We start from the raw sequence: 15,626 nt of genomic DNA, 5'->3' as shown, positions 1-15,626 counted from the left end.
GTCCTTGCACACAGGAGACCCTTCATGGACACAAGAAAGTTGAAGTACTTTCTTGCCGTCGTCGACTGCGGCGGCTTCAACAAAGCCGCTGAAGAGCTCCTCATCGCCCAGCCATCCCTGTCCCAAACCATCGCCAGCCTGGAACGCGACCTCGGCGTCCCCCTGTTTCACCGCATCGGCCGCAGAGCCGTCCTGAGCGAGGCAGGCAAAGAACTCGTAGGACCGGCACGGCTGGTCATGCGCGACCTGGACGCCGCGGAATCACTGATCAAATCACTCCGCGGAATACGCAGCGGCAAACTCGACATCATCACCATGCCATCCCCCGGCATCGAACCCCTGACATCGATGATCGCCGCCTTTGTTGATCAGAACCCGTCCGTGCGGCTGAACGTTGAAGCGGCGTTCACCCCGGAAGAAGTAATCGAAGCAGTACGCAACGGAAGCTCCGAACTAGGCCTCGCCGGTTCCCACGGGCCCATCCGAGTTCCCGGCGTAAAGGTGCTCGAGTTGGATAACCAGCCGCTGATCCTCATCGTGAATCCACGCGCGGATACATTCGCCGAAGGACACACCATCCACCGCGAGGATCTAAGTGGTCACCGGCTCATAGCCAGTCAACGAGGCTCGCTCATGCGGTGGCTCGTCGACGATGCACTTGCGCAAGGAGTAGAAACCGAAATCGTTGCAGAAGTGGCTCACCGAACATCCATACTTCCGCTAGTGATAGCCGGCGTCGGCCACGCCGTCATGCCATCATCCTGGGCTCCGCTTGCAAACAAATCAGGGCTCCGAACCCTGCTCATTGAACCCGTATCAAGGCTAGACGTGGCCCTCCTCAGCCGAACGAAAGACCTCACACCCGCAGCTCAATCCTTCATCGAACTGGCACAAAACCACTCAATACGCACGTCAAACTTGAGCCATCTCTAACGGGATCTTGCTGTGACCAATGCCTATTGCCGAAGCAGATCCCTCTTCAACGCGTAGTAGAGCTCGCGGGTGACGAAGCGTTTGAGGCTGCGGATCGCGTCCGCTGAAGAGTGCCCTTGTTCTCGTTTGCGGTCGCGGTAGGCCTGGGATCTGGGGTCATAGCGCAACCGACAGATGGTCACAAGGTATATCGCACGGTTGGCGCGGCGATTTCCACCTCTATGCAGTCTCATCCGGTGAGTCTTGCCCGAAGACACAGGTATCGGGGCGACACCGCAGAGTCTGGCGAAGGCTGCTTCGCTGGGGAAGCGGTCGATGTTCTGTCCCGCAGTGACGAGAAGTTGGGCGACTGTGACGGGCCCGACCTGAGGCAACGCTGCCGTTGTCGGCGCGACAGCTTCGACGAGTTTGGTGATGTGTTTCTCGGTGGCGTTGATTTCAGAAGTGAGGTTGAAGATGCGCCGCCCCAGTTCGCGGAGTGTGTATTTCACGGCGTTCTCGGGCTCGTCCAATCGAGCGCTGTCTGGGCGTAGTGCGCGGGCCTGCGTTGCCTTGCCCTCGAGTGTTTTGGCGTCGAAACGTTCACGCATTCCAGCAGGAGCTGTAACGAGGACGTCTCGCAGCTGCACTAGTGCGGCTGACCGCGATTTGACGGCCGATTCGCGGAGTAGATGGAGGTTGCGGATGGCTTCGACGGCGCCGGTGGTGTCTTTCGCCGGGGCCGAGCACTCTCCGGACATAACCTTACGGGCGGCCGCTTCGGCGTCGATAGCGTCGTTCTTCCCGGAGCGGCTGCGGGTGAGGCGGTGCCCGCGGTTGACTTCGACGACGTCGACGCCGGCTGCGAGGAGGTACCTGGTGAGGCCTGCACCGTAAGAGCCTGTGCATTCCACGCCTGCGGCGTTGATGATTCCGTAGCTGGCGGTCCAGTCCAGGAGTTCCTGGTAGCCGGTGAGGTCAGTGGTGAACTGTCTGTCACCGAGTAGGTGACCATGTTGGTCAAGCACGGCAGCGTGGTGGAGCTGAGAGTGTGTGTCCACGCCTATCGTGACGGCAGTGACCGGCCGGGTCGTTGTTTCGGTCGTTGCAAGTGTCATGCGTACTCGTTCCTGTCGATGAGGACGTTGGCGAGCACGGGTGACCGGGCCGGGCGGACAAAGCACTGAAGAGCCTGAGTTCGCCACGTTCCTATCAAGTCACATCCCGTCCGGCCCGGTCGCCATAGGTCAGTGGCAGGGAAGGCGAGCCGACAGCTCTCCACATAGACAGTCCCGGCACCATTGGTGCCGGTCGTCACGAAGCGGGTAAGTCAGAAACCCTCCCCTACCACCAGTAACCCATCATTCCTCAGTGCGAAGCGGGGCGGGCTGCCGGTGGCTTGACGGACGCCCTCGCTGCTAGCGCTTGTTCAGGGCCGCCAGCAGCCGGTGCTCCGCATCTTCACCGGGTTTGATGCCACGCGGGATACGAAGAAGGAAGAACAGGCCAAGCACCCACCACAGCCCGAACAGTATCCACGGCGGGGGAGTCAGAGCCGCAGGCATCCCCGGCAGGTACAGGCTGAGTAGGGCCAGGCACAGCACCACTGCTGCGATCCCAATCGCCTGGCCGCCGTTACCAACACCACCGACCCGCAGCGGTCGTTCCATTGCAGGTTCCTTCAGGCGAAGAATCAGGAAAACTACGGCGACCAGGGTGTAGGCGATCACGATGCTGGGCGCACCCGAGTCAACCAGCCAGACCAGCATCGCCTCTCCGAAGAAGGGCGCGAGGAAGGACAGGGCACCGATGAACAGCAGTGCGTTCGCCGGTGTCCGGTAGGTCGGGTGCAGCTTCCCGAACCAGCCCGGCAGCATTCCTGAGCGTGCCATGGAATACATCAACCGGGATGCCCCCAGCAGCAGCGAGTTCCAGGAGGTCAGAATTCCGGCGATTCCACCGGCGATCAGCACCTTGGCCATCAAATCGCTCCCGAAGAGGGCGCCCATCGCATCCGCAGTGGCGATGTCCGCCTGCGCGATTTCTCCAGCAGGCATGGCTGACGACGTCGTCAGGATAGTCATGACATACCAGATGGTTGCGAGTATCACGGCGATGACAACCAGCCGGCCGATCTGGCGGGCGGGGATCTTCACTTCCTCTGCGGATTGCGGAATCACGTCGAACCCGACGAACAGGAACGGCACCACCACCAGGACAGCGAAGAACCCCGCCGATCCGCCGGTGAAAAGCGGCTGCATATTTTCTGTGGATCCGCCGGTGAAGGACCCGAGCACAAGGACCGCACCGATGATCAGGAGAAAGAGCACCACAAAGGTTTGGGCTACACCGGCAAGTTTCACACCGCGGATGTTGATGAACGTGATGACGACGGCGGCAATCGCGCCCACAAGCGCCCAGGTCAGGTGCACCTGGCTTCCCGCGATCTCCCAGAGCGGCACCTGGTTCAGGCCGGGAAAAAGGTAGAGAGCGGTGCGGGGAAGCGCCACAGCCTCGAACGCCACAATGGTGACGTACCCGCCGGTGATTGCCCAGGATCCGATGAATGACCAGCGGGGACCCATGCCGCGGAGGAGGAAATTGTGTTCTCCGCCCGCTTTGGGCATGGCGGCAGTCAGTTCCGCGTAGGTGAGCCCCACGACGCCCATGATGACGCCGCCTGCCACCATGGCCAGGACCGCACCGAGGGTCCCAGCGGATCCGATCCAGCCGCCGGTGAGCACCACCCAACCGAATCCGATCATCGCTCCGAACCCCAGCGCGAGGGCATCCCAGTTACCCAGAACCTTCAGCAGTGAGGCGTCCTCTGAACGCTCGGACGTGCTTCGCTCTGCCATGGGTCCCGCCCTTCTCAGCTGACCGGTTACCGGCCCTGCAGTTCACTGAGAGTTTTCAGTGTGAGATGAGCTTAGTCCTCGATGTACCGGACCGATACTGGCCTTCTGCCAACTAGGAAACGTTCACCCGTGCCGGCGGGTTATGTCCGGGGCACACCCAGCTGACACCACCGGCATTGATTCTGCGCTGCAAGTCCGCGGTAGTGCGTGCAGCGAGCGGATTATCACTGTTCAGGGCGCTATAAAAGCGTTTGATGGTCCCGTTGCGCTCAACCCGGACCGCGTCGCCCGTGAACAGTACGTCGTCGAGCTGAAAGGCCATCTGACCGGGAGTGTGACCGGGAATGGGGAAGGTGGTGAGGCCCTCGAAAAGTTCGCGGTCGCCGTCGAGCTCGGTCACCGTCGCAGGGAGTTCAACCCGAGCCAGGCGGAAAAGCGTCCGGCGCACGCGGGTGGGAGGCGCAATTTCCCGGCGCAGAATGGCGGCATCCGCTGCGCCGAGCCATACCGTTGCGTCCAGGTCATGCTGAAGGCGCCGGGCGGTCTGGGCGTGGTCGGCATCGTAATGGGTGAGCAGGATGTCGGTCACCTGCCCAACAATGGGAGCAGCATCGCGCAACTCGCCAAGCAGGGCGTCATACCCGCTGGCCATTCCGGGATCAACGAGGGCGGTGTGGCTTGGCGTGCGCACAAGGTAGCCGTTGGCTCCTTTCGAACGCTGCAGTTGGTAGCAGTTTCCTGAGATGGTGCGCATGCTAGTCTTCCCCGCTGTTCTCTTCTTCCTGCTTCTGTCTTTCCTTCTCCTGCTTCTCGGCTTGTTCCTGGAGTTCCTCGGCGACCTCCTCCGCCCGCTCCCTGTCGCGGTCCGTCTGGGTCTCTCCGGGATCCCTGCTGTCTTCCAACAGGCCCTTGGCCGGCGCTGTAAAAGTTGGGGGCGGGGGAACGGGGGCCGGTTCAGTGGAAGGTACGGCCGGTGCGGTTGGCGCAGGGACCTCGGCTGGTTGCACCGAGTTGATGAAGGCCTCGATGTTCTGTTGAATCCGCTCCGCCCGTCCCGGTGTCACGGCGCCGGAATCCTCTGCTTGCTGAACCGCGGCTTTGAGGGCCTCCGCACGGTCCACCGCAAGTTCAAGGTTGCCCTCCTGCGTAACAACGGCAAGTTCCCTCACCTGCTGCTGAAGCGACTGCGCCGCACCCGGGTCAAGAGCTTCAGCGCCTCCGCATCCTCCAAGCACCGGCAAGGCCAACGCGAGGACAATCATGTATCGCTTCGACCTCATGGCTGCACACTTTCGTAGAGTTCAGACAGTCTCTCGCCGGGAACACCGGGAACTGACGGCAAAGGTTCCACGGCGGGCGCCTGATTGAACAGCCCCGCCAGCGCTGCTCCCAACACCACCAGAACCAGAACGACGACGACGGCGCCCGCCACCCACCAGCGCCGGTTCCGTGGGGCGGGCTTCCGGTTACCCGAAGTGCTGGGTCGTTCGTTGGGTTCCGGGCGCTGAGTTGAGTGTTCGTTCAGTCCAAGGACAAAGGCCCTGCGCGTGGAGTGCGGATCCTGCACCGGAGGCGAACCGTGGGTTGCGCCGGGAAGGACTCTGGTTGCAGGCCCGGCATCTTCGCCCGCGGTATCAGCAGCGGCGGCGCGCGCGTCAGCGAGGAAAGCGTTCCGCTGAGCGGCCAGGGCATTCGCGACCTCGGCCGCCGTTGGCCGCGCGCTTCCGGTTTCCGCCGTCATGCGTGAAATAAGCTCACGCCAGGCGGGGTTGACCGTTGCCGGGATTTCGGGGGCGCGGTGCAAGCGGGCAAGCGCAGTCTCCAGCCCTCGGCCTTCGAAGGCAGGTTCCCCGGTGAGGCATTCGAGCAGCACAAGGCCCAGCGCGTAGATGTCGGTCGAACTGTCAACCGCTTCACCGCGGGCCTGTTCGGGACTGAAATACGCTGCAGTGCCGATTGTCTCGCCGGTCGCGGTGAGCCGGTCGCTGTCCACCCTGCGGGCTATGCCGAAGTCCGTCAGAACATACCCGAAACGCCCGGATGACGGTTCGGCGTCGCGGGTCAGCACATTGGAAGGTTTGACGTCCCGGTGGGTAATTCCTTTCGCGTGCACATACGCGAGTGCCCGGGCAACGTCGTGGCCGATAGCCCACGTTTGTTCCGGTCCCAGCGGGCCGTCGCGCAGGAGCCGGTGCAGGTCCGGGCCATCGATCAGGTCCATGACCACCCAACCGGCTAAAGGGGAGTTTCCGACATCATGCACCTTGACCAGGCCCGGGTGATCCAGCCCGGCCAGCAACTGCGCCTCTACACGCTCACGGTCGGAGAGCTGCGCGTCCGGCTGACCATGGAAGAGCTTGATAGCGACGTCCCGGTCCAGTACCCGATCGTGGCCTCTGTGGACCTCGGCCATCCCACCGCTGCCAAGCAGGGCACCGACGGTGTAGCGGCCATCCAGCACTTCGCCCGTCGGGTCACCGATGCGCCTCCGTGGCTCCGGCCGTGCGGAAGGCGCGGCCGCGGGCGTTCTGCCGGGCGGAGGTGGGAGCTGCATGTCAGGCACCTCCTCATTGTCCGCCGTCGTCGTCCTTCCATGAAAGCGCAGAGTTGGGAGGAGCTCAAGGTTCTTCCTCCGGTTCTCATGACACTCTCATGTGGTAGCCAGTACAAGAGGAGGGGGAGGGTACGCACTGCGCACCCTCCCCCTCGTGGACTGCTTCCTTGCCAGGTGACTAGCCGAGCAGGCCGCCGATTCCACCGCCGCCGCCGAGCTTCCCGAGCAGGTCCTGTGGGTTGATGCCGAGCTTTTCCAGAAGGCCGGAATCACGCTCGGTGTCCACCTGGTCGGGCAGTTCCTGGTCAGCCTGCTGCGCCTTGTCCTGGTTGCCCTGATTCTTCAGAAGGTCAATGATCTGCTGCTTGTCGATGTTCATTATTTTTCCTTATCTCTCTGGGTTTCTGGAACGGGAAGTGCTTCGGAGGAGCCGGAACCTAACGGAATCGAGGAGCGTTCGGGTCATCCGTCTGGTTCACCTGGTGGCTACCGGAGGTGTCCGCGGTCTGGCTTTGTGCTTTGGCTTTCTGTGCCTGGCCCTTGAGCTGCTGGGAGGCCGGCGGCGATGACTGGGCCTCAGCTTTCACCCGCGGTGCTTCCTCCTCAGCCCGGTTGAGGTAGTGCTCCCAGCGCTGCGACATGGGTTTGATGAGCCCGCCGCCGACGCCGACCACAATGACGCCGACAATTGCGGCCAGTACGGCAATCAGGATCGGTGTGGTCACCGTGGTGGCAATTTCAACCTGGTTGAGAGCCGCGATGATGCCGATGCCGAGAATGAAGACGCTTGCGATATTCGCCAGGACCTTCCCGTAGGAAAGCCCTCCCAGGGTGCCCTGGATGAGGTTCTTGACCGCCGCGGCAATGGCGGCTGCGACGATGACGATGATGATTGCGACGATGATCTTCGGCAGGAAGGCAATGATGCCTTCAAGCAGATCGCTGACCGGATTCGGCCCGAAGACTCCAAAAGCAAACTGAAGTACAAACAGCACCAGCGCGTAGTAGACAATCTTGGCGATGATGTCGCTGGCATCCAGTGATGACTTCGCGAGCGCCTTCTTGACGCCGCCGCGTTCCACGACGCGGTCAAATCCCACACGTTCGAGCAGTTTGTCCAGCGCCTTGGAAATCGCTTTGGCGATCAGCAGCCCGACGATCAGGATGACGAGGAACAGCAACAGCTTCGGCACGAACTCGACCACGGTCGCGAGACCGCTTCTCAATGTTTCTTCCATCGGGACCTTCTCTGTTTGGCTTCATGGAGCTTCCAGATCGGTGGAACGGCTGCCCCACCGGTGTGCACGTTTCCAAGAGTAGGCACACTCAGGCAAAATAGAAAGGGTACTTATTATTGTCTTTGGGGACCAGGCTACTCGCGTCAGAGGTGTCGAACGCCTACGCCCTTCAGAACTGCCCGGTACCCCTCCCGGTAGGTCGGATACGTAAAGGTGAAACCGGTTGACGTGAGCAGCACGTTGCTGCAGCGCTTGCCGGTGACCTCGCGCTCTTCAGTGGGGGCTTCAATAGGGGGCACGGGTAATCCCAGCTCCTCCGCGATGAACTGCCGGACCTCAGCCAGCAGCGCCGGTTCCTGGTCGGTGCCAAGGTACGCCGTGGCCGGCGCCTCGAGTCCTGCGAGGTGTACGATGGCCGCCGCGGCGTCGTCGCGGTGGATCCTGTTGGTCCAGTGCGGAGCGCCGCCCGCGCGCGCCGTGCCGTTCCGCACCTGATCGATCAACCGGGCGCGTCCCGGTCCGTAGATACCCGAAAGCCGCAACAGTACCGACTGGGGCGCACGTTCGGTGAGCAGTTCCTCCGTTTCACGCAGTACCGTGCCAGTGGCGGTGGACGGCGCAGGCGGCGTGCTCTCCCCGATCCAGCCGCCGTCGTCATTGCCGTATACGGCGGTCGAGGAAACGAAAATGATCCGCCGCGGCTCAACCCCGTCGCGGGCGAGTGCCCCGAGCAGGTTTGCGGTGCCCTCATAGTAGGTAGCGCGGTAGGCAGCTTCGGTCCGCCCGTCCGCAGTCAGTGCGATGACCACGACGTCGGTGTCCGCCGGGATGGCCGGCAGCTTGCCTGTGAGGTCAACCGAGGTACCCTCAACCCGGGCCGGCAGCTTGTCTGCGGACCGCCGCCACCCGACAACCCGTTGCCCTGCTTCCGCAAAATAGAGTCCCGCCTGCGTACCCAGGTCGCCGCATCCGGCAATCAATACAGTCATCCCCTGAGCTTCCCACACGGGCTGGACCGTCGGACGCACGTGCCAGACTGGGCACATGGCTACCCGGTTGCTCATCATCGCCGATACCCATGTGCCCAAGCGCGCCCGCCGGCTCCCACCAGAGGTGTGGGAGGAGGCGGAGGCTGCCGACGTCGTCGTCCATGCCGGTGACTGGGTGAACGTGGAGCTACTCGACGAACTGGAGCACCGCACGCAGCGCCTCATCGGTGTTCACGGGAACAATGACGGTGCTGATCTTCGCGCGCGGCTACCCGAAATTGCCCGGGCGGACATCGAGGGCATCCGGTTCGCAGTGATCCACGAAACCGGAGCGGCAACTAACCGGGAGAAGCGCATGGATGCCATGTTCAGCGATGTTGAGGTGCTGGTCTTCGGCCACAGTCATATCCCCTGGGACACCACCACACCGAACGGTATGCGGCTGCTCAATCCCGGCTCGCCGACGGACCGGCGCAGGCAACCCAACTGCACTTTCCTTACTGCACAAGCGGACGACGGCGTCCTCAGCGAGGTGCGCCTGCGTTCCATTCCGGCCCGGTCATCCGGCCGCCGCTAGGGTTAGTGCCTTTTGGTCAGTTTCCATAGTTGGTAGGAATGAGGGTAGACAATCGCCAACTGCAAGGAGTTTGCCGTGAACGATCCACAGAATCAGCCGCCGGGAATGAAGCGCCTCGCCGCCGTCGCTATTGTTGCTTCCCTTGCCCTGGCGGGGTGCACGGCCACGGATGAACCGGAGACGGAATCCGGGACGGCAGGTGAAACGGCGGGTGCAACATCGGGTGAAACGGCGGGGGGAAGCGGCGACGCCGCTGACTCGCCAGCCGCCACGGTGGCGGACATTCCGGAAATCATCGATGACGTCCAGCCATCCGTGGTGACCATTTTCCTGGACAACGGAGGGCTGGGCAGTGGTGTGATCTACACCGAGGACGGGCTGATCCTCACCAACGAACACGTGGTGCGCGGTGCGGAGGAAGTGCAGGTTGCCTTTGCCGACGGACAGCGCGTCACCGGCACTGTGGTTGCCACCGATGCCGTCACCGACCTCGCACTTGTGCAGGCTGACCGCACTGGTCTTCCGCCCGCCGAGTTCCAGACGGAGCTGCCGGAGGTGGGAGAGCTGGCGGTCGTCATCGGCAGCCCGTTGGGCTTTGAGAACACGGCAACCGCAGGAATCATTTCCGGGTTGCATCGGGAGATTCCGGGCTCGGCAACCAACAGCCAGTCACTTGTGGATCTGGTGCAGACAGACGCGGCCATCAGTCCGGGCAATTCCGGCGGAGCACTGGTCAACGGTCAGGGCCAGGTGGTGGGAATCAGCGAGGCCTATATTCCGCCGCAGGCGGGCGCGGTCTCGCTGGGGTTTGCGATCCCGGCCGGCACCGCCGTCGAAGTGGTGGAGGAACTCCTCGAGGACGGTTCGGCTGAACACGCGTTCCTCGGCCTGGCTCCTCGCACCATCACGCCGCAGATTGCCCAGCAGCTCGGCGTCAGCGTTGAGCAGGGCGTTGCGGTGCTCGCGGTGGAAGAAGGCGGACCGGCCGGCGAGGCCGGGATTCAAGCGGGAGACATTCTGGTGTCCCTCAACGGTGAGCCGCTCGCCAGCTCGGAACAGCTCCTGGCCGCACTGCGCTCTTTGAATCCGGGGGAGACGGTGACAGCGGAGCTGATGCGCGAAGGCGAAACCTCGGAGGTGGAGATCACCCTCGGCGAGCGGCCCGTCGAGAACGGCTGACCTAGCGGCGGGTTTGCCGCCGGCTGGTCGTCCGGTTCAGGGTGAAGGACAGGGCAAAGGCAAGGATGGCGGCGGCGAAGAGTATGAACTTCGCCGTCGTCAGGAAACTCGCGAAGGCCACTTCGGAGGATGTGATTTCTACGGAGGCGAGAGCAGCTTCGAGCACAAGGTTCTCGGCGATATGCACGGCGGCATAGAGCACGGCGACGGCGTAGAAGAGCCAGCGGAGCGGTGAGCGGCTGAACCGGCGGACCAGCAGGATGATCAGCGCGGCGAACGCCACGGGAAACAGCAGGAACCAGAGGTAATGCACGCTCTGGTAGCGCTCGATGACCGCAGCGTCCAGGAGGTCACGGACTGCCTCGACGTAGTCGGCGTCGTACCCACCGACCATCATTTCCGGAAGTGGGATACCGATGGCGCGCTGCACAGACTGCAACTGCAGCGCGCCCAGTGCGAGCGAGACCACCGAAATGACAGCCGCGGCGATGATCAGCCAGGCACTGCGCCGCCGGGATGGGGCGTCGTCGTGCTCGGTTGCTTTCAGATACCTGCGCTTGTCTGCTCTCATCTCTGCCATGTCTCCCATTCTTGACTTTTCAGTGTGCTGACTGACCTCACGATCCCGTTACGATACTCCTGCCGCGCGTCAGCTCTCCTCGACATCCACTTCGCTGGCCACGATGTAATTTTCCCCGTCGTAGTCGGCATAGGCGTCCTCTTCGAGGTCCAATCCGGTGTCATCCTCGACGGTGGGCAGGTCGAAGGATTCCATGACGGTTCCGGTCACCGACACTGCCGCGCCCGGCTCAACTTCGACCGTGCCTTCCTCCAGAACCACCAGCAGCGCCTCGACGGTGGTGTCATCCGTCCCTGCAATCGTGAAGGACGTGTCGGACACGATCTCGTTGACGTCGGCGGAGACAGTTACTTCCTCGCCGATGTAGCTCTGGTAGGCATCGTAGAATTCGGAATCGAGGGCGCCGTTGTAGGGAGCAGTTTCGTTGTCTTCCTCCACCACATCCTCGACGTCGGCACCTTCTTCCGAACCGGATGTGCCGTTGCAACCCGTCAGGCCGAGTGCGGCCAGCGGGAGGATTCCTGCAAGAGCCAGAGTTCGGGTCCGTGACATGTGCTTGCGCGTGTTCATATCGTTCTCCTTTTTCTGGTGAGGGTGGCGGCGCCTGGCAGCCGTAGCTGCCAGCGCCATCTATGACACTAAGCACGCTTGCTAACGTATTCAACCGGTCTTGACCGGTTCGTGACCGTACGGTCTGAGGCGTGACCCGCTAGTGCTCAGACAGAACTTCTACCCGAACGGCGCGGGTTCGGGAAACGCGAGCGACGGCGGAGCCTACGAGGTGAAGAGCGTCACCTTGTGGGCGGCGGCGATCGTTATTCCGACGTTACCGGGTGAGCTTTTGCCGCGTGAGCTTTTACCGGGTGAGCTTCTCGAGCGCTTTGCGGGCGCGCTCCACCTCGCGGGCTGACTCCTTTGCTGCACGATCAGCCTCCGTGCGCTCGCGGACCGCATCATCGGCAGCATCATCAATGACGTCGATGTCCTGTTCCAGGGCGCGAATCCGCTTTCTCAGGTCCCTTACCTGAGCCACTAGCGCGTCACGGTCGCGGTCGAGTTGATCGACTCGCTCGCGTGCACGCTTCAACGCAGACCCGGCTTCCTCAAAGTGATCTTCTGCGTCCTCAAGGTCAGCGCGTGCGTCGGAAGCGCGGTCGTCTTCCGCCTTCTTCGCCGCATCGGCCTTCGTCGCATCTGCGGAATCAGCGGAATCAGCTGCATCAGCGCTCGCGTCGCCGCTGTTCACCGCGCCGCCTGCGTCGAAGGGCCCGCCCACTGCTCCGGCGAGATCCACCGCTTCCCAGCCCGTCGCCTCCAGCGGCCGGATCAGGCGGCCGGTAGCAACGGCAGCGGCAGCACCGGCGTCGGCCATTGCTGCCCGCAGGGTCTGCTCCACTTCGAGGGCCGCAGCTGAACTTGCCGGGTGACCAAGTTCTTCAGACAGGGCGACGCCGTCCTTGACCAGCGCTGCAATAAGTTGCTGGCGTTGCGTTCCGAGTTTCTTCAACTCACTGCGGTCCAGCTGTTCCTGTGCCTCGCGCATCGCCGCACCCAGTGTCAGCGCCTGCCGCAACTGGTCGCCGCGGTGGATAGCCATCATGTTCAGCAGCCAGGCAGACGCCGACGGCTTGCGCAGCGCGCGGACTTCCTTGGCGAGCGACTTGTCATCGAGGGCCTTCGCGCGGGTATTGCGGGCAGCGGTGAACTCGTCCAGGGGTTGCGAGTAGAGCTCGGACGCGATATCGGCGAGGTCAGTCACTGCGGAACGATCTCCGAACGGTTGGCTGTGTTTCTACCGTTGAGTGTGCAGGACACACCCCTTCAGGCTCACCATTTACGGCGTGTCCTGCCAGCTCAACGCGCCGGACCTTGTTTCCATCCGGTGCTGTGCGCGGATCAGACCGTTTCCAGCGAGGGGGATGCGGCAGCAAGGCGCTGCCTCAGCTCGTCGCACGCCGCTTCATAGTCGGCCAGCAGGCACTCGGGAGGGTTGAGCTGGTCAAGCAGGGCAAAGTACTCGTTGCATCTGAGTTTCAGCTCGCTGGTGCTGAGCAAGGATGCATCAAATCGAGCCGATGGGAGTTCCTCGGCCGGCAGGTCCAGGATGCGAAGCTTGTCTTCCACGGGATCTCCACAGGAGTTGTCACTGTGCCCATTGCTCAAGCTGATGGAATCGTAGCAACAATCAGGTAGCTGATCAATCGCGGGTCAAGGCAGCGGGGGTATTGACGGCCCCGGTTCCGGAATAGGCCTGTCCGGTGAGGGGCCGGGCCCGGGCTCCGGCGGCACGCCAGGGGTGTCGGGTGCCGGATCAGGAAAGGGGTACGGGGAAGGAGCGGGCTGCGGCTCCGGCGCCGGTTCCCCCGGCGGCCGTGGCTGGGACGGATCGGGATGCGGCTCATGAGGCGGTGGGATGGACATCAGAAGGACCTTCTCTCCGTCAGCGGTGCGCTCAGAAATAACAGTACGCCGGAGAACGTACGCCGGGAATAAGCGGCGGCCGGCCGCGCTTGTTACTTCTGGCTGCGCACACTCCTGCGCGCCGTTCAGTATCTTCAGGGGGACCCTTCCGTGTCGCAAACGACCAACAAACGCACTCAGGCCGACGGCGGCACGAACCAGATCGACGAGGTCAGCGAGGTCTCTCCTCGTGACCGGCTGGTCATCTCCCTGCTCCTCGTCTCGGCCTTCGTTGTCATCCTTAACGAGACCATCATGGGAGTGGCGCTGCCGCGCCTTATGGATGACCTGGGAATCACCGCATCGGCCGGACAATGGCTGACGACGGCGTTCATGCTCACCATGGCGGTTGTCATCCCCATCACGGGCTTCCTCATCCAGCGTTTCAACACTCGGCCGGTCTTCCTCGCGGCCATGACACTCTTCAGCCTGGGCACCCTGGTCTCTGCGATGGCGCCCGGTTTCGAGATGCTGCTCGTCGGCCGGGTGATCCAGGCCAGCGGAACCGCGATCATGATGCCGCTGCTGATGACTACCGTCATGACTCTCGTGCCGCCGTCGTCGCGCGGCAAGACGATGGGGAACATCTCGATCGTTATTTCGGTGGCCCCCGCCATCGGCCCCACCATTTCCGGGATCATTCTCAGTGTGTTGGACTGGCGCTGGATGTTCTGGCTGGTGCTTCCCATCGCCCTCGGTTCGCTGATACTTGGCGGCATCCGCATCCAGAACGTGACCACGCCGCGACGCACGCCGATCGACGTCCTCTCCGTCATCCTCTCCGCCTTCGCGTTCGGCGGGATTGTCTATGGACTGAGCCAATTCGGCGAGGCTGCAAACGGATCGAGTATTCCGGGTTGGGTGCCGCTCGCTGTCGGATTTGTCGGGTTGGCCTGTTTCATCGCACGCCAACTGGTGCTGCAGCGTCGCGACCGTGCCCTACTTGACCTGCGGACCTTCCAATCGCGTACCTTCACAGTGTCGATCCTCGTGCTGGCCATCAGCATGATGGCGCTGTTCGGAACAGTCATCCTGCTGCCCATCTACCTGCAGGATGTACTCGGTCTCGAACCAGCGGCTGCCGGCTTGATGCTGCTGCCGGGCGGGCTCGCCATGGGTCTTCTCGGACCGGTTGTCGGGCGTGTCTTCGACAAACACGGGCCTCGCGTTCTGGTGGTTCCGGGTGCGCTGCTTGTCGCATCGGCGTTCTGGGCGCTGACCCTGATTGATGCTTCGACCCCGATCCCGTGGGTGCTGGCCTGCCACGTGACTTTGAGCATCGGGCTTGCCGGTATGTTCACTCCTCTGTTCACCTCGGCTCTGGGCTCAGTGCGGCCGCAGCTGTACTCCCACGCGAGTGCGGTTGTCGGCACCGTTCAGCAACTAGCAGGGGCTACGGGCATCGCGCTTTTCGTGTCCGTCATGACGCTGCAGACAGGCGCGCTCATGGCCGCCGGCACCGCGGAGGTGCCCGCTCTGGCAGGCGGCATCCGGATGGCCTTCCTGTGTGGAGCGGTCATCTTCCTGTTCGCGGTGGTCGCAGCGCTGTTCGTCCGTAAGCCGGCAGCGCCGGCCGGTCCACCGCCGTCGTCGTCAATGCACGACGGCAAGGAGGCACCTGCCGCTCCGCTGGCACATTAGGCTCGGCTGCACATTAAACTCGACTGATGCTGATGGTTCATTTCACCCCGCCGCCGGTCCTGACCACCGCAAGGTTGCGCCTTGAACCGCTGGGCCCGGAGCATGTGGAAGGAACCTGGATTGGGCTGCAGAACCCCGAGTCGATGCGTCTGACCGGAACCCACGGGCAGTTCAGGCGGCCGCAGATCGAGTCGTGGCTTGCGGGGCTTGCGGCGACTGACGGGCGGGCGGATTGGGCGATCATCCTTACGTCGGATGGGTCCCACATCGGTGAAGTGGTGCTGAATGATTACGACGCGGACAATTCATCGCTCGGGTTCCGGATTGCACTCAATGCTGATTCAAGATTCGGTCACGGTTATGGCACCGAGGCGACGCGAGCCGTCGTCGGGCATGCGTTCGATGTTATCGGGGTGCACCGCATCAGCCTGGAGGTGTACGCGTTCAATCCGCGGGCACAACGGGCTTACGAGAAGTGTGGATTCCGGGTCGAGGGGCGGCTGCGGGATGCGCTGCGGTGGAACGGCGAGTGGATTGACGCCGTGGTGATGGGGATGTTGGCGACTGATCCGCGGTCCTGAGATTACGCCTGCAGGACTGGGTGCGAATCACGAACACGACCTGCGTTCATCTGGGGT

The 15,626-nt window shown here is 62.9% G+C and carries 17 protein-coding genes; 5 read left to right on the top strand and 12 right to left on the bottom strand.

Features of this window, described 5'->3' with window-relative positions:
• The first annotated feature begins 24 nt into the window (after positions 1-24).
• Positions 25-933, top strand: a complete 909-nt coding sequence (locus P4U43_RS10210) for a LysR family transcriptional regulator (RefSeq protein ID WP_277358640.1) — start codon at positions 25-27, stop codon at positions 931-933.
• Positions 934-956: 23 nt separating this feature from the next.
• Here P4U43_RS10210 and P4U43_RS10205 read toward each other — a convergent pair whose 3' ends face one another.
• The 8 genes from P4U43_RS10205 to P4U43_RS10170 all read right to left on the bottom strand — a co-directional run bounded on the left by P4U43_RS10205 (position 957) and on the right by P4U43_RS10170 (position 8,551).
• Positions 957-2,030 carry an IS110 family RNA-guided transposase gene (locus P4U43_RS10205; protein ID WP_277358639.1) on the bottom strand — a complete coding sequence of 358 codons (1,074 nt, stop codon included), beginning with the start codon at positions 2,028-2,030 and terminating at the stop codon, positions 957-959.
• A 300-nt stretch (positions 2,031-2,330) separates the two neighbouring features.
• Positions 2,331-3,770: an APC family permease gene (locus tag P4U43_RS10200; protein WP_277358638.1), complete on the bottom strand. Its 1,440-nt coding sequence runs from the start codon at positions 3,768-3,770 to the stop codon at positions 2,331-2,333.
• A gap of 112 nt (positions 3,771-3,882) precedes the next feature.
• On the bottom strand, positions 3,883-4,524 hold the full coding sequence (locus P4U43_RS10195; protein ID WP_277358637.1) for an MBL fold metallo-hydrolase: 642 nt from the start codon (positions 4,522-4,524) through the stop codon (positions 3,883-3,885).
• A gap of 1 nt (position 4,525) precedes the next feature.
• Positions 4,526-5,050, bottom strand: coding sequence for a hypothetical protein (locus P4U43_RS10190; RefSeq protein WP_157359118.1), 525 nt, complete (start codon positions 5,048-5,050; stop codon positions 4,526-4,528).
• Positions 5,047-6,324 carry a serine/threonine-protein kinase gene (locus P4U43_RS10185; RefSeq protein WP_277358636.1) on the bottom strand — a complete coding sequence of 426 codons (1,278 nt, stop codon included), beginning with the start codon at positions 6,322-6,324 and terminating at the stop codon, positions 5,047-5,049. Before P4U43_RS10185 ends, P4U43_RS10190 begins: the two co-directional genes overlap by 4 nt.
• A gap of 178 nt (positions 6,325-6,502) precedes the next feature.
• Complete coding sequence (locus tag P4U43_RS10180) at positions 6,503-6,703, bottom strand: hypothetical protein (protein ID WP_056549029.1); 201 nt, start codon at positions 6,701-6,703, stop codon at positions 6,503-6,505.
• Positions 6,704-6,761: 58 nt separating this feature from the next.
• On the bottom strand, positions 6,762-7,562 hold the full coding sequence (locus tag P4U43_RS10175; protein WP_277358635.1) for a mechanosensitive ion channel family protein: 801 nt from the start codon (positions 7,560-7,562) through the stop codon (positions 6,762-6,764).
• Between the two features lie 143 nt (positions 7,563-7,705).
• Positions 7,706-8,551, bottom strand: coding sequence for an SDR family oxidoreductase (locus P4U43_RS10170; protein WP_277358634.1), 846 nt, complete (start codon positions 8,549-8,551; stop codon positions 7,706-7,708).
• 55 nt (positions 8,552-8,606) lie between these two features.
• Here P4U43_RS10170 and P4U43_RS10165 point away from each other — a divergent pair, with 55 nt between their 5' ends.
• Both P4U43_RS10165 and P4U43_RS10160 read left to right on the top strand, forming a co-directional pair.
• A complete protein-coding gene (locus P4U43_RS10165; RefSeq protein WP_277358633.1) occupies positions 8,607-9,128 on the top strand; it encodes a metallophosphoesterase family protein in 522 nt (173 codons plus the stop codon).
• A 75-nt stretch (positions 9,129-9,203) separates the two neighbouring features.
• Positions 9,204-10,307 carry a trypsin-like peptidase domain-containing protein gene (locus tag P4U43_RS10160; RefSeq protein WP_318533020.1) on the top strand — a complete coding sequence of 368 codons (1,104 nt, stop codon included), beginning with the start codon at positions 9,204-9,206 and terminating at the stop codon, positions 10,305-10,307.
• Between the two features lies 1 nt (position 10,308).
• Here P4U43_RS10160 and P4U43_RS10155 read toward each other — a convergent pair whose 3' ends face one another.
• From P4U43_RS10155 to P4U43_RS10140, 4 genes are all read right to left on the bottom strand, one after another.
• The gene (locus tag P4U43_RS10155; protein ID WP_157359117.1) at positions 10,309-10,887 is read right to left on the bottom strand and encodes a hypothetical protein; all 579 of its coding nucleotides are present in this window, start codon (positions 10,885-10,887) and stop codon (positions 10,309-10,311) included.
• Between the two features lie 69 nt (positions 10,888-10,956).
• Complete coding sequence (locus P4U43_RS10150) at positions 10,957-11,457, bottom strand: hypothetical protein (RefSeq protein WP_277358632.1); 501 nt, start codon at positions 11,455-11,457, stop codon at positions 10,957-10,959.
• A gap of 286 nt (positions 11,458-11,743) precedes the next feature.
• Positions 11,744-12,646: a transposase gene (locus P4U43_RS10145; RefSeq protein ID WP_277358631.1), complete on the bottom strand. Its 903-nt coding sequence runs from the start codon at positions 12,644-12,646 to the stop codon at positions 11,744-11,746.
• A gap of 137 nt (positions 12,647-12,783) precedes the next feature.
• On the bottom strand, positions 12,784-13,011 hold the full coding sequence (locus tag P4U43_RS10140; protein ID WP_056549018.1) for a hypothetical protein: 228 nt from the start codon (positions 13,009-13,011) through the stop codon (positions 12,784-12,786).
• 498 nt (positions 13,012-13,509) lie between these two features.
• Between P4U43_RS10140 and P4U43_RS10135 the strand changes: the two genes are divergently transcribed.
• Together P4U43_RS10135 and P4U43_RS10130 are read left to right on the top strand one after the other, a co-directional pair.
• Positions 13,510-14,988, top strand: a complete 1,479-nt coding sequence (locus P4U43_RS10135; RefSeq protein WP_277358654.1) for an MDR family MFS transporter — start codon at positions 13,510-13,512, stop codon at positions 14,986-14,988.
• Positions 14,989-15,014: 26 nt separating this feature from the next.
• On the top strand, positions 15,015-15,569 hold the full coding sequence (locus P4U43_RS10130; RefSeq protein WP_277358630.1) for a GNAT family N-acetyltransferase: 555 nt from the start codon (positions 15,015-15,017) through the stop codon (positions 15,567-15,569).
• Positions 15,570-15,626: the final 57 nt, after the last annotated feature.

It is taken from the genome of Arthrobacter vasquezii, from assembly GCF_029455255.1.
Taxonomy (GTDB): domain Bacteria; phylum Actinomycetota; class Actinomycetes; order Actinomycetales; family Micrococcaceae; genus Arthrobacter_D; species Arthrobacter_D parietis.
The sequence above is the reverse complement of the archived record's forward strand: the minus strand, read 5'-3'. Positions and strand labels throughout refer to the sequence as shown.